Origin of the sequence: Galbibacter orientalis DSM 19592 (assembly GCF_000260115.1) — a bacterium.
In the GTDB taxonomy this organism is placed as follows: domain Bacteria; phylum Bacteroidota; class Bacteroidia; order Flavobacteriales; family Flavobacteriaceae; genus Galbibacter; species Galbibacter orientalis.
Map to the genome: position 1 here is coordinate 3,525,662 of NZ_JH651379.1, position 14,663 is coordinate 3,540,324.

The 14,663-nt window shown below is 32.3% G+C and carries 9 protein-coding genes; 7 read left to right on the forward strand and 2 right to left on the reverse strand.

The window, feature by feature from the left end:
- Window positions 1-258: 258 nt before the first annotated feature.
- Together JOOMADRAFT_RS15460 and JOOMADRAFT_RS15465 are read left to right on the forward strand one after the other, a co-directional pair.
- Window positions 259-3,975 (forward strand): YCF48-related protein, encoded by a 3,717-nt coding sequence (locus JOOMADRAFT_RS15460; RefSeq protein WP_008614996.1) that lies wholly within the window; start codon window positions 259-261, stop codon window positions 3,973-3,975.
- Window positions 3,972-4,682: a fibronectin type III domain-containing protein gene (locus JOOMADRAFT_RS15465; RefSeq protein WP_008614997.1), complete on the forward strand. Its 711-nt coding sequence runs from the start codon at window positions 3,972-3,974 to the stop codon at window positions 4,680-4,682. The genes JOOMADRAFT_RS15460 and JOOMADRAFT_RS15465 overlap by 4 nt, the downstream gene beginning before the upstream one ends.
- A gap of 90 nt (window positions 4,683-4,772) precedes the next feature.
- Here the strand turns inward: JOOMADRAFT_RS15465 and glmM are convergent, their stop codons facing one another.
- Window positions 4,773-6,161, reverse strand: coding sequence for a phosphoglucosamine mutase (gene glmM / locus JOOMADRAFT_RS15470; protein ID WP_008615000.1), 1,389 nt, complete (start codon window positions 6,159-6,161; stop codon window positions 4,773-4,775).
- Between the two features lie 286 nt (window positions 6,162-6,447).
- Between glmM and JOOMADRAFT_RS15475 the strand changes: the two genes are divergently transcribed.
- The 5 genes from JOOMADRAFT_RS15475 to JOOMADRAFT_RS15495 all read left to right on the forward strand — a co-directional run bounded on the left by JOOMADRAFT_RS15475 (window position 6,448) and on the right by JOOMADRAFT_RS15495 (window position 13,727).
- Entirely contained in the window at window positions 6,448-7,032 is a 585-nt protein-coding gene (locus tag JOOMADRAFT_RS15475) for an acyl carrier protein phosphodiesterase (protein WP_008615001.1), read from the forward strand.
- 6 nt (window positions 7,033-7,038) lie between these two features.
- Window positions 7,039-8,718, forward strand: a complete 1,680-nt coding sequence (gene ggt, locus JOOMADRAFT_RS15480) for a gamma-glutamyltransferase (protein ID WP_008615003.1) — start codon at window positions 7,039-7,041, stop codon at window positions 8,716-8,718.
- Window positions 8,719-8,729: 11 nt separating this feature from the next.
- Entirely contained in the window at window positions 8,730-9,437 is a 708-nt protein-coding gene (locus JOOMADRAFT_RS15485) for a hypothetical protein (protein WP_008615005.1), read from the forward strand.
- A 716-nt stretch (window positions 9,438-10,153) separates the two neighbouring features.
- Window positions 10,154-12,985 carry an excinuclease ABC subunit UvrA gene (uvrA, locus tag JOOMADRAFT_RS15490; RefSeq protein ID WP_008615006.1) on the forward strand — a complete coding sequence of 944 codons (2,832 nt, stop codon included), beginning with the start codon at window positions 10,154-10,156 and terminating at the stop codon, window positions 12,983-12,985.
- Window positions 12,986-13,037: 52 nt separating this feature from the next.
- On the forward strand, window positions 13,038-13,727 hold the full coding sequence (locus JOOMADRAFT_RS15495) for an LOG family protein (protein ID WP_008615007.1): 690 nt from the start codon (window positions 13,038-13,040) through the stop codon (window positions 13,725-13,727).
- Between the two features lie 54 nt (window positions 13,728-13,781).
- Here JOOMADRAFT_RS15495 and JOOMADRAFT_RS15500 read toward each other — a convergent pair whose 3' ends face one another.
- On the reverse strand, window positions 13,782-14,660 hold the full coding sequence (locus JOOMADRAFT_RS15500) for a YihY/virulence factor BrkB family protein (protein WP_008615009.1): 879 nt from the start codon (window positions 14,658-14,660) through the stop codon (window positions 13,782-13,784).
- Between the last annotated feature and the right edge of the window lie 3 nt (window positions 14,661-14,663).

Consider the following 14,663-nt stretch of genomic DNA (forward strand, 5'->3'; position numbering starts at 1 on the left):
ACTTGGCTTTCCTACAATCCTGCTACATCACTAATTTCCGCAATAAATTTATCGGCAAGCGTATCGGCTTCTTGTTGTGATTTTGCGAATTATTTCTTCTTTATAATTCCTATAAATATGTAATTAATGTACTTTCTAATCTATGCATAGGTTAGTATGTAAAATTATTTATTTAATACTAAATATTTTATTGAGAAGATATACTACATGAGGGTAATTTATCTATATTAGCAGAAATACTATTTAATAATAAACCTTATGATAAAAAAACTACTCATTCTAAGCTTATTTTTAACATCAAATTACCTACTAGCGCAGTCTTCATGGGAACTTTTAAATCCTAAACCAACAATTTTGGATGGAGAAGGAATTACTTTTTCTTCTGATACTAATGGTTATATTTTAAATAATGAAGAATTATTACATACAGATGATGGAGGTGAAACCTGGAATATCAAACAAAATATTGATAGCGGAAACGACATTGCTATTAAAAACACTACAGGTTATATTGTTGGAGATTATGGGTATGTTTTAAAAACAACTGACGGGGGTGTAAATTGGAGTAAAATAAATATTAATTCAGGCCAAAATCTTGGTAAAGTCTATATAGTAGATGATAATACCGTTGTAATTTCTGGAGAAAGGTATTTATATAAAACTTTAAATAATGGTAATACTTGGGAAAGTTACAGTGTTAATCCAGATAACTATAACTCAATACAAGATTTATTTTTTATAGACTCACTTACGGGATACGTTGTTTTTAGAGACGGTATTGTCTATAAAACAATTGATGGAGGGACTACTTGGACTGAATCATTAGCTATGGATAATTATAATTCTAATGCTTTTATCCACTTTTTTAATGATTTATCGGGTGTTGTCTCAAACGGTAATGGTATATACAAAACAACTGATGGTGGTACCTCTTGGACTCTCGTAAATAATAGCGTTTATATAGAATCGATATCCTTTATTAATGAAAGTACTGGTTATGGCTATGATTCTAATGGAATGATTTATAGAACAGATGATGGTGGAGAATCATGGTTGTTTATAACCGAAATAGAAAGTAATATTATTCCTCGAGATTTATATTTTTTTGATGAGGCTCATGGTTTTGTTATTGGAAGGGATGGTGTAATATTTGAAACATTAGACGGTGGTGTAAACTGGAAAGGGTATACATTTTATAATTCCATTAGTCAGCTACAATTTTTAACTTCTACTACAGCCTTTGTTGCAGCGGGTAAAGATATTTATACAACTATTGATAGTGGCGATACATGGCAATATCAAAGTAGTTTAGAGCAAGAGGTTATAAATTTCAAATTTCTTAGTGAAACTACAGGCTATTTAATTACCACTAATTTTGTTTATAAATCCATAGACGGTGGTATGTCATGGATAAAAAAAGACAATGGTATTACAACAAATTTTCTTGATGACTTATTTAGTGTTGATTTTATTGATGAAAATATAGGAATAATAAGTGGAGGAGCATCAGAGAATAATAAAGTAGTATACAAAACCACAGATGGTGGTGAAACATGGAATAAACAAGAAAGCATCTCTTTTAAACAAATAGAATTTATAAATTCTGAAACCGTATATGCATTAGAAGATTCTAATTATTCAAACAATAGATTATTTAAGTCAACAGATGGAGGAACTACATGGAATGCAATATATGAAGGGGAATCAACAATTTCGTCATTCGATTTTGTAGATGCAAATACTGGTTATTTTAAAAGTGGTTATTCCAATTTATATAAAACAATAGATGGAGGGGAAAATTGGAATCTTATAGATGACAATAATTACTATAGTAGTGGTGGCAAAATCAAGTTTTATAATAATAATGTAGGTTATTCTTATAGCTCTGGTGAAGTTAACAAAACTGAAAATGGAGGGTATTCTTGGGAGAATATTTATAATAATTACAATTATTATTCAGAAAAAATTATCCTGAGTTTATTTGAAGACACCATGTTTATTGGAGAAAATAAAGGGCAAATAAGAAAAACTAGCATTGATTATAATAGTGTTAAGGTTACTCTTTTAGATCGACATGACTATATTGATAAGGAACCTGTTGTTATGAAAGGAAATGTAACCTCAAATACAGATGAGATTACAGACATTAAATTTTTATACGGAAAAGAATATTCAGTTTTAGATAATGAAATTCCAGCCTCTACCACTACTGTTGAAGCCTTACAAACTGAAACTGTAAATGCAGAATTAGAAGGATTAGAAGCAAACACTTATTATTATTATCAATTAGTAGGAACAAGTAATGGCGTTCAATATAAAAGTGATATAAGAACATTTTTTACTCCAAATGAATATGAAATTTACATAGGTAATTCTTATGTAAATGATAATACTTCTTTAGAACTAACAGCTGAAATTACTAGCTTTAATAAAAAACTAACAGCTATTGAGTTTATATATGGAACAAAATCTGATTCTTTAATATATAGCGTTCCCGCAGATCTTAGCACTGTTGAGCTAGGCCAACATCAAGTTAAAGCAAAACTTACAGAATTAACACCAAACACAACCTATTTTGTAAAAGTTAAAGCTCTTCGAGATGGCATTGAGATTTTTAGTTACAACACTAGAGAGATTAAAACCAAGCCAGATTATATTTTTGAACTTAATGCCTATTATTATAATGATGATAGTGCAACATTACAATCTAGTGTCTATGCGTATAAAGAAGACTTAAAAGAGGTTACTTTTGAATATGGCACCACATTAGATATGACTAATTCCATAGCTGCTACCCCTTCAGAAATTCCTTTAAATGAGGAGTTTAGTAGTGATTGGGTTTATAGTGAAATAAGTGAACTGGATAAAAACCAAACCTATTTTTATAGATTAAAAGCTTTGCAAGGTGAAGAATATGTTTATAGTGAAATAAAGGCCTTTAACTATTCAGGAGATTTATCTGTTACTGAAATAGAAAGTATAGAAAATGAAGACCATTCAATTTTATTAAAAGCATATATATATCCAGGAAGTAATTATGTAAGCAATGTAATATTTGAATATGGATTATCTTCTGAATATGGAAATAGTATTACTACAATATCTGAATCTTTTTATTATGATGGAAATATGGTTGAAGTTACCATCCCTAAAAGCGCATTGTCAGAGAATACTACATATTTTTATAGATTGAAGTTTGATATAAATAATGAAGAATACATATCAAACGGCAAGACTTTTATTACAAATGAAAGATACTCTGTAAATGAAGATAATTACAAAATAGAATTTACAAATGAAACCTGTGTAAATAAGGGAAATGGTAGTGTAAAAATCACTCCAATAATAGTTCAAAACTATGAAGCCGCCATAAATGATGAAATATATCAATTTACAAATGAACTTTTTGTAGAAGATATGATACCTGGTAAGTATTTAGTTTGTTTAAAAATTGTAGGATCTGAGGAATCACAGCAATGTTTTGAAATAGAAATAAAAGCGGCTGAAGAATTAACTGGAGATATCGCTAATAATAAAAAAACCATCAATAAAAATAGCGTTTCATTTTATATCGAAAAAGGAACATCTCCATTCCGAGTTGTTTCTAATGGAAGAACTATTGGCACTTATTCCAGTAGATCGTTTGAGGCTATTATTGAAAAAGAAGGTCTCGTTGAAGTATATTCTAGTCTTCCTTGTGAAGGAAAGATTGAAAAATATATTTCAAATAAAACAATTTCCATTTATCCAAACCCAATTATCAATCAGACTATAATAACATTGCCTACACGGGAATCAAAAAATAAAGATATTCATATAGAGGTTATTGATAATTCTGGAAAGGTAATTATTGGCAATACTTATCCTGTTTTAAATAATGCAGTAACTATAGATATGAGTATTTTAAACCCCGGAATGTATTTTATAAAAGTGTATTCCGATCAAGTAGAAACCCTAAAAGTAGTAAAAAAATGAAAAAGTTAAATTTCCTATATATAATAATATCAATATTGATAACTGCTTGCGGTGGATCAGACGATGGTCCCGAACCAGTTCCTGAACCTACACCAGAGCCTGTAAATAATGCTCCTTCCCTACCTAATTTAGATTATCCTACAGAAGATTTAGTTTGTATTGATAATAATGTAACCTTTAAATGGTTAGAAGCAACCGATAAAGATGGAGATAAAATTACCTATCAGGTACAAATTAGTGATGTTTCAGATTTTTCTAAAACAGATTATAATGATTTAACACCAGACTTATCCAAGAAATATAATTTACCAAAAGGGAAAACTTTTTATTGGAGAGTAAAAGCAATAGATAGCAAAGAAGCGGAAAGTAGTTATACAAAAGCTTCCCGATTTTTTACAGAACGTGATGCAGAAGTTAATCAGGTTCCAAATCAACCAACAATTATTACTCCTGCAAACAACATTGTTATTTCTAAAAGTTCTGTAAGCATACAATGGCAGGCAACAGACCCTGATAATGATGTCATTTTATATGATATGTATTTTGGTACTGATCCAGAAGCGCTACCATTAATAATAGAATCTGCTTCTCAAAATAATTATCTAGCTACTTTACAACCCAAAACAAAATATTATTGGAAAATAGTTGTAAAAGATCATAAAGGTGGAGTTACAATTGGAAATATCTGGAGTTTCTCTACAAATTAAAAACAAAAAAATAAATAAGTTCATAAAAAAGGCTCATAAACAAATCAGTTTATGAGCCTTTTAATTTTTAAAAAAAATAGCTTGGCTTTCCTACAATCCTGCTACATCACTAATTTCCGCAATAAATTTATCGGCAAGCGTATCGGCTTCTTGTTGTGATTTTGCTTCTGTGTAAATTCTTATAATAGGTTCGGTATTCGATTTTCTTAAATGCACCCAGTTTTCTGGAAAATCTATTTTTACTCCATCAACGGTAGTAATATTCTCTTCTGAATATCTTTTTTCCATAGTTTCTAAAATAACATCCACATCTAATTCTGGTGTTAATGCTATTTTCTTTTTACTCATAAAATATGAAGGGTAACTGGCTCTTAATTCTTTTACAGAAATTCCTTTTTCAGCTAAATGAGTTAAAAACAAAGCTACTCCTACCAATGCATCACGACCATAATGGCTCTCAGGATAAATAATTCCGCCATTTCCTTCACCTCCAATAATAGCATTGTTATTTTTCATCAAAGTAACAACATTTACCTCTCCTACTGCAGAAGCTTCATAAGTTCCACCGTGCTTTTCAGTTATATCTCGCAAAGCTCTAGAAGACGACATATTGGAAACAGTATTTCCTTTAGTTTTTCCAAGCACATAATCGGCACAGGCTACTAAAGTATACTCTTCCCCAAACATTTCACCGTCATTACTAATAAATGCCAATCTATCTACATCTGGATCTACTACAATTCCTAAATCGGCTTTTTCTTTTACAACCAACTCACAAATATCTGTAAGGTGTTCTTTTAAAGGTTCTGGATTATGAGGAAAATGCCCATTAGGCTCGCAGTATAATTCTACAACCTCTACTCCTAGTTCTTTTAACAACTTAGGAATAACAACTCCTCCAGAAGAATTTACGCCATCAACAACTACTTTGAATTTAGCTGCTTTAATTTTTTCAGCATCTACTAAAGGTAAATCCAATACTTCATCAATATGGATGTCTACATAGGAATCGTTTACAATAATCTCCCCTAAATCATCTACTTCAGCAAAATTAAAATCTTCCGCTTCAGCAATTTCTAAAATTTCTTTTCCATCATCTCCACTCAAGAACTCTCCTTTATTATTAAGGAGTTTTAATGCATTCCATTGCTTTGGATTATGACTAGCAGTTAAAATAATACCTCCGTCTGCTTTTTCTAAAGGAACTGCAATTTCTACAGTTGGAGTGGTAGAAAGTCCTAAATCGATCACATTAATTCCTAATCCAATAAGAGAAGAAGAAACTAAATTCTGAATCATTTCTCCAGAAATACGAGCATCTCTTCCAATTACAACAGTGAGTTCTTTTTTATCTGATTGCGATTTTAACCATGTTCCATAAGCAGATGCAAACTTTACTGCATCCAAAGGAGTTAGATTTTCTCCTGAACTCCCCCCTATGGTACCACGGATTCCTGAAATTGATTTTATTAATGTCATGTAGTTTATTGCTTTTTATTTCTATATAAAACGCTGATTGAGGCACAAACAACGTCAAAGTTTCGATTTTCAACAAATATAGAAGTTTTTTGAAGGTTTTAAGTTGATTAAAGTTAAGTTATTAGAATGAAGCTGAACACAAGTTATAGGGGTTTCAAGTTTAATTAACTATATTTCAATACTATACAAATACGTCTTCTATTTTAAAATAATTTCTTACAGATTACTTTTTATAAAATTACACTCGTTACTGCTTTTATATACGCTGAATTTGTAAATTTAGAAAATGAACTTTTTAGCACACATTTATTTATCAGGAGAAAACCCTGAGGTTAAAATCGGAAACTTTATGGCCGATAGTATTCGTGGGAAACAATATTTAAAGTATCCTGAAGGGTATAAAAAAGGAATTTTATTACATCGAGAAATAGACACTTACACCGATGCGCATCCTACGGTGAGATTAAGTACTAAAAAATTGCATAAAAATTACAGTCACTATAGCGGGGTTATTGTAGATATTTTTTACGACCATTTTTTAGCTAAAAATTGGAGTAGCTATTCTGATATACCCTTAACTATTTATGTTGATAATTTTTATGATTTATTAGGCGAACACTATGAGATTCTTCCTATGAATATAAAAAAATTAATGCCTTATATGATTGCTGATAATTGGTTGCTAAATTATGCTAAATTAGAAGGTATTTCAAAAGTGCTTGATGGAATGAATAGGCGAACTAAAAATAAATCGAAAATGAATTTTGCTATTCAGGATTTACAAGAATATTACGATGAATTTGAAGCTGAATTTACTTCTTTTTTTGAGGAATTACGAGTGTTTTCAGCTCATAAGCTTAAATCTTTATAATTAGATATGATAAAAAAATTACTCTTCATCTCCTTTTTACTCATTATAGGGTGTAAAGAAAGGAAATCAGCAGTTAAAGGGTTAATTGCAAAAAATGGGATGGTAGTTTCAGCACGAGTGGAAGCTTCTCAAATAGGAACGGATATTCTAAAACAGGGCGGAAACGCCTTTGACGCCATGATTGCTACCAAATTTGCGCTAGCAGTAGCTTTCCCTTTTGCAGGAAATATTGGTGGCGGCGGATTTATGGTTTACAGACTTAATGATGGTACTACAGGAACTCTTGATTTTAGAGAAAAAGCTCCTTTGACAGCTACTAAAAATATGTATTTAGATTCTTTAGGAAATGTAATTGAAGGAAAAAGTACAGAAGGAGCTACAGCAGTTGGAGTACCTGGAACCGTAGCTGGTATTTTTGAAATTCATAAAAAGTTTGGTTCGCTTCCTATGGAGCAACTTATTCAACCAGCTATCGATCTTGCTAAAAAAGGTGTTTTAGTCACCGAAAAACAAGCTCGAAGATTGGAACATTATAAAGAGTCAATCACTAAAATAAGTAGTGATACTGTATTGTTTGCAAAAAATTTTTCTGCTAAAGATTCTATTAAATATATAGAATTAGCAAAAACATTAGAAGTTATAAAGGAAAAAGGTAAGGACGGGTTTTATAAAGGTGAAGTAGCAGAAAAAATAGTAGATTTCCTTCAAAAAAATGGAGGTGTTATTACTCTAGAAGATTTAGAAAAGTATCAAGCTGTTTGGAGAAAGCCAGTAGAATTTTCTTATAAAAATATAAATGTTATTTCTATGGGACCACCAAGCAGTGGCGGAATTACCTTGGCTCAAATAATGAAAATGATTGAAAGTAAAGGTTTAGATTCTAATCATAACTCGGTTAAAGCAATACAGTTAATCACAGAAGCAGAAAGACGAGCCTATGCCGATAGAGCTTATTTTTTAGGAGATCCAGACTTTACGCAAATCCCTGAATTAGAAATAACAAGCTCGACATATTTAAATGATAGAATGAATTCTTTTTCTTATGAAAAAGCTACTCCTTCTGAAGAGGTATCACACGGAAATGTCGAAATTATTGAAAGCGATCAAACTACGCACTTCTCTATTGTGGATCAGTTTGGGAATGCAGTATCGGTAACCACTACCTTAAATGGTGCGTATGGTGCTAAGTTGTATTCTGAGGAATTAGGTTTTTTCTTCAATAATGAAATGGATGATTTTAGCTCCAAACCAGGAGTCCCTAATATGTTTGGGCTTATTGGTGGAGAAGCAAACAGTATTATGCCAGAAAAGAGAATGTTAAGCAGCATGACTCCTACTATTGTTGAAAAAAATGGTAAATTACTCATGGTTTTAGGAACTCCTGGAGGTTCTACTATTATCACTTCAGTGTTGCAAACTATTTTAAATGTGGAAGAATATGAAATGGGAATGCAAGAGGCGGTAAATGCACCACGTTTTCATCATCAATGGTTGCCAGACGAAATTAGGATGGAACCAAATAGCTTTGATAAAGAAACTATTAAAGAGCTTAAGGATTTAGGATATTTTATTAACGAATCTAATGCTAGAATTATTGGACTTGTAGATGCTGTTTTAGTTCTTCCTGACGGGAGATTGGAGGCTGGTGCAGACAAAAGAGGAGACGATACTGCAATAGGATTTTAAAAACCATACAAATGAGAATCATAAAAAAAATAGTAAAGTTTTTAGTAATACTATTGTTATTACTGATAACAATTTCTGCGGTTGTATATTTTGTATACAACGAACCTTTACCGCAAGGAAAGGAAGGCCCGCAAGCGGAAGCTTTAGCCGATAAAATGCTGAAATCTATAAATTACACCAATTATACAAAAACCCGTTTTATTGAATGGTCTTTTGCAGGAAAGCACTTTTACAAATGGGATAAAGAGAAGAAATTAGCCGATGTAAAATGGGATAATTATCTTGTTAAACTTAACTTGAATAATTACAGTAAAAGTGAAGTTTATATTGATGGAGTTAAAATGCATACAGACCCAAAGCAAGAATTAATAGATACCGCAGTAAAGTATTTTAATAACGATTCTTTTTGGTTAGTAGCTCCTTTTAAGATAAGAGATAAAGGAACAAAAAGGAGTTTTGTAACACTTGATGACGGAAAAGGAGCTCTTTTAGTAACCTATACACAAGGAGGGGATACTCCAGGCGATTCCTATTTATGGAAATTAACGGATGCTGGATTTCCACAAAGCTTTAAAATGTGGGTTAGCATTATTCCAATTGGCGGACTCGAAGCTTCATGGGATGAGTGGAAAGTAATGGAAACCACTACTTACCTACCCTCAAAACACGATTTTTTGTTTCTAGAATTAGAAATGGGAGATTTAAAAGCGTATAATTAAACTCCACCTCATGCCGCTCAAAGGAAGGCACCTTAATACAGAAAAAAGATCGCAGTCATGTCGACCAGCGGGAGACATCTCATTATCGAAAGCAATTTGAATTGAACACCCTAGTTATCAATAAGGAAGCCTTTTTTTATAGATTTTCCTCTAAAAATTGACAAACTCTGAACAATCAAATCTCTATTATTTTGTTGATGTGATTTCTCTTTTCAGTCGAAATGACTAAAGCACCGTAGTCATGTCGACCAACGGGAGACATCTCATTATCAAACGCACCATGGATAGAACAGTTTAAGCGTTAATAAGAAAAGTTTTCTTTATAGATTTTTCTATAAGAACATAACAGAATCCAAAGCAATCAAATCTCTGTAATTCTGTTGGTGCGATTTCTCCTTTTCAGTCGAAATGACTAAAGCAACGCAGTCATGTCGACCAGCGGGAGACATCTCATTATCGAAAGCAATTTGAATTGAACACCCTAGCTATCAATAAGAAAATTTTTCTTAATCGATTTTTCTGTATGAATACGACAAACTCAGAACAATCAAATCTCTGTTATTTTGTGGGTGTGATTTCTCATTTCAGTCGAAATGACGGGATTATTTTAAGGAATTTTACGGCTTGACAAACCAATAACTTAATTATTAAATTCAAAACTCCATCTTCTTCCCTTTTAACACTTAAAATCGTAACTTTGTAGTTTTGCGTTTTATATGACAAATTTTGAAGAAAACATAGAGGTTAAAGGCGCTAGAGTCCATAACCTTAAAAATATAGATGTAACAATTCCAAGAGAAAAATTGGTAGTTATAACCGGACTTTCAGGAAGTGGGAAATCATCCTTAGCTTTTGATACTATTTATGCCGAAGGTCAACGTCGATATATTGAAACATTTTCAGCATATGCACGTCAATTTCTTGGAGGATTAGAGCGTCCCGATGTCGATAAAATTGACGGACTCTCCCCTGTTATCGCTATTGAACAAAAAACTACTTCTAAGTCGCCACGCTCTACCGTTGGGACTATTACTGAGATATACGATTTCTTACGTTTATTATTTGCCCGTGCTGCAGATGCTTATAGCTACAATACTGGTGAAAAAATGGTGAGTTATAGCGACGAGCAGATAAAAGACCTTATTATAAGCGAGTATAATGGTAAGCGGATCAATATTCTTGCACCAGTAGTTAGAAGTAGAAAAGGACATTATAGGGAATTATTCGAGCAGATTTCTAAACAAGGTTTTGTAAAAGTACGGGTTGACGGAGAAATTTTAGACCTCACCAAAGGAATGAAAGTTGACCGTTATAAAAATCATGATATAGAAACCGTCATCGATAGAATGCAAATTGATGATAATGAAAATACCTCTAAACGCCTTTCTGAGAGTATTAATACCGCCATGTATCATGGAGATGATGTGTTAATGATAATAGATCATGATACTGAGGAAGCCCGTTTTTTTAGTCGAAATTTAATGTGTCCTACTTCTGGAATTTCATACCCTAATCCAGAGCCTAATACATTTTCATTCAATTCCCCTAAAGGAATGTGCCCTACTTGCAGTGGCTTAGGGAAGATATATGAAGTAAACTTTGAAAAAATTATTCCTAATGATGCTTTAAGCATTAAAGCTGGCGGGATTGCTCCCTTAGGAGAATATAAAAAATCTTGGATTTTCAAGCAGTTAGAAGTTATAGCACAACGTTACGATTTTGAACTCACAGATCCAATTAAGAAAATCCCTGCCGAAGCAATGGAAATGATTCTTAATGGAGGGAATGAAAAATTCTCTGTAGAATCTAAAACATTAGGAATTACCAGAGATTACAAAATTGATTTTGAAGGGATTATTAGCTTTATAAAAAATCAGTTTGAAGAGAGTCAGTCTACCTCTATCCGTCGCTGGGCAAAAGGATTTATGGATAAAGTAAATTGCCCTACTTGTGATGGAAGCAGACTAAGAAGGGAGTCGTTGTATTTTATGGTGAATGAAAAAAATATAGCTGAATTATCTGCTTTAGATATGATTGAATTAGCTTCTTTCTTTAAAGATTTACCAAAGCAACTTTCAGAAAAGCAGTTAAAAATTGGAGAGGAAATTCTTAAAGAGATTACGGCAAGAATTGATTTTCTTTTAGATGTTGGTCTTAATTATTTATCGCTAAGCAGAAGTTCAAAGTCGCTTTCTGGTGGGGAAGCACAACGAATTCGTTTAGCCACACAGATAGGTTCGCAACTTGTTGGTGTTTTGTATATTTTAGACGAGCCGAGTATTGGATTACATCAAAGAGATAACGACCGACTCATAAAATCTTTAGAATCTTTAAGAGATATTGGGAATTCTGTGATTGTGGTGGAGCACGATAAAGATATGATTGAACGTGCAGATCATGTTATCGATATCGGTCCAAAAGCAGGAAAGTTAGGCGGTGAAATAATTTCTGAAGGACCTCCATCAGGATTAAAGAAATACAATACCCTTACAGCAGATTACATCACAGGAAAGAAAGAAATTGAAATTCCTGAAAAACGAAGAAAAGGCAATGGAAAATCTATTGTTTTAAAAGGATGTTCTGGAAATAATTTAAAGAACATCAATGTTGAGTTTCCTTTAGGAAAAATGATTGGAGTTACGGGAGTTTCTGGAAGCGGAAAATCTACATTAATTAACGAGACCTTATATCCTATTTTAAATGAACACTTTTTTAATGCTGTAAAAATCCCCATGCCTTACAAAAGCATCAAAGGCTTAGAGCATATAGATAAGGTAATAGATATTAATCAATCTCCAATAGGGAGAACCCCTCGCTCCAACCCTGCTACGTATACTGGTGTTTTTAGTGAAATTAGAACACTATTTACACAAACCCCAGAAGCTATGATTCGCGGTTATAAGCCTGGAAGATTTAGCTTTAATGTAAAAGGAGGAAGATGTGAGACCTGTCAAGGTGCCGGAGTGAGAGTTATTGAAATGAATTTTTTGCCAGATGTAACAGTATCATGTGAAACTTGTAATGGAAAACGATTCAATAGAGAGACCTTAGAAATTAGATATAAAGGAAAGTCGATTGCCGATGTTTTAGAAATGACTATTAATGAAGCTGTGGAGTTTTTTGCAAACATCCCAAAGATACACCGTAAAATAGCAACATTGCAAGACGTAGGGTTAGGCTATATTACACTAGGACAGCAGTCTACTACCCTTTCTGGCGGGGAAGCTCAACGCGTGAAATTGGCTACAGAACTTTCTAAAAAAGATACTGGAAATACGTTTTATATTTTAGACGAACCCACAACTGGATTACATTTTGAAGATATTAATGTATTGATGGGAGTTCTCAATACACTAACTAACAAAGGAAATACTGTTTTGATAATTGAGCATAATCTAGATGTTATTAAAATGGTAGATCATATTATAGATATTGGCCCTGAAGGCGGAAAAGGTGGTGGAAAAGTTATTGCCACTGGAGCTCCAGAAGAAATAGTTACTAATAAAAAAAGTCATACCGCTAAGTACTTAAAGAAAGAATTAAAATAAACTATTTAAGTTACTGTAAATAAACCTATTGATTATTAAAACACAATATAAAATGAGAAAAGAAAAGCATCATAAAGGATGGAATGAGATAAAAACAAATGATTCATGGGCCATTTTTAAAATCATGAGTGAATTTGTAAATGGCTATGAGAGATTAAGTAAAATAGGTCCCTGTGTTTCTATATTTGGATCTGCTCGTACTAAACCAGAACACAAATATTATCAATTGGCAGAAAATATTGCTAAGAAAATAGTAGAGGCTGGTTATGGAGTAATTACGGGTGGTGGCCCTGGAATTATGGAAGCTGGTAATAAAGGAGCACATTTGGCAGGTGGAACCTCTGTAGGTTTAAACATAGAACTCCCCTTTGAGCAACATGACAATCCATACATAGATAGTGATAAAAGTTTAGATTTTGATTACTTTTTTGTTCGTAAAGTTATGTTTGTAAAATATTCTCAAGGATTTGTAGTTATGCCAGGTGGATTTGGAACTTTAGACGAGCTTTTTGAGGCTATTACACTCATTCAAACTAAAAAAATAGCAATGTTTCCTATTATATTAGTTGGAACCGATTTTTGGGGAGGATTAATGGACTGGGTTAAAACAACCTTGCTAAATGCAAATAACAATATAAGTGAAAAAGATTTAGATTTGATTAAGCTAGTAGATACTGAAGACGAAGTAATTGAGGTTCTTGATGCTTTTTACAAAAAATTCAATTTGAGTCCAAATTTCTAATTTTTAATAAAGACGTTGGACAATTTCTTATAATAAGTTCATGAGGGATTAAATTTACGCCTGAACATCATCTATTGATGTTTCAGGCTTTTTTTTATTAATTCTATATTCTGAATACACCATTGTAAATTCAGCTCCCATAAAAAATATAAGTCCCGTATAGTATACCCAAAGTAAAATTAATACCACTGAACTTGCACCACCATAAACCGATGCAGGCGCTGCTTGCCCAAAGTAAACTCCTATAACTGTTTTCCCTAATAAAAATAATAATGTAGTTATGGAAGCCCCTATTAAAGCTGTTTTCCAACGAATTCTTTTGTGAGGTAAAAATCTATAAATAGCTCCAAATAAAATTGTTATAACCACTAATGAAACTAAAAAATTAAGTCCGCTAACAATAAGAGAAGCTATTTCTGGATAATAATTTTTAACGTAATTATTAAACACTGAAATTCCTGCAGATACAATTAAAGAGATAATCAATAAAAATCCAATAGCCATTACCATCCCAAAAGAAATAAGCCTATCTATAACCATTTTCTTAAAAGTAGAATTATCTTCCTTAACCTCAAAAATAGTATTTAGTGTTTTTTGTAATTGAAAAAAAACTCCTGTTGCCCCAAAAATCAATGTCCCTCCACTTATAATCATATTCACCGCAGAATTGCTATTAATACTTGCACTACTTATCATCCCCTCAATGGCTTTTGCTGGCTCATACCCTACTAAACTTGAGAACTCCTGAGTAATATGTCCTTGCACCGCTTCTCTTCCGAAGAAAATACTAGTCACCCAAATTACTATCAATAATAATGAAGGTAAAGAAAATAAAGTGTAGTATGCAATAATAGCACTTTGCGCAAATGGGTCTAAGTCCAACCATCTAGAAAAAGTATCTTTTAAAATTTTAATGCTAGTTTTTATTTTCATTTA

What these genes read in the sequence shown, in the direction of transcription:
- JOOMADRAFT_RS15460 (WP_008614996.1), top strand. Translation starts at nt 259, where the DNA reads ATGATAAAAAAACTACTCATTCTAAGCTTATTTTTAACATCAAATTAC.
- JOOMADRAFT_RS15465 (WP_008614997.1), top strand. Translation starts at nt 3,972, where the DNA reads ATGAAAAAGTTAAATTTCCTATATATAATAATATCAATATTGATAACT.
- glmM (WP_008615000.1), bottom strand. Translation starts at nt 6,161, where the DNA reads ATGACATTAATAAAATCAATTTCAGGAATCCGTGGTACCATAGGGGGG.
- JOOMADRAFT_RS15475 (WP_008615001.1), top strand. Translation starts at nt 6,448, where the DNA reads ATGAACTTTTTAGCACACATTTATTTATCAGGAGAAAACCCTGAGGTT.
- ggt (WP_008615003.1), top strand. Translation starts at nt 7,039, where the DNA reads ATGATAAAAAAATTACTCTTCATCTCCTTTTTACTCATTATAGGGTGT.
- JOOMADRAFT_RS15485 (WP_008615005.1), top strand. Translation starts at nt 8,730, where the DNA reads ATGAGAATCATAAAAAAAATAGTAAAGTTTTTAGTAATACTATTGTTA.
- uvrA (WP_008615006.1), top strand. Translation starts at nt 10,154, where the DNA reads ATGACAAATTTTGAAGAAAACATAGAGGTTAAAGGCGCTAGAGTCCAT.
- JOOMADRAFT_RS15495 (WP_008615007.1), top strand. Translation starts at nt 13,038, where the DNA reads ATGAGAAAAGAAAAGCATCATAAAGGATGGAATGAGATAAAAACAAAT.
- JOOMADRAFT_RS15500 (WP_008615009.1), bottom strand. Translation starts at nt 14,660, where the DNA reads ATGAAAATAAAAACTAGCATTAAAATTTTAAAAGATACTTTTTCTAGA.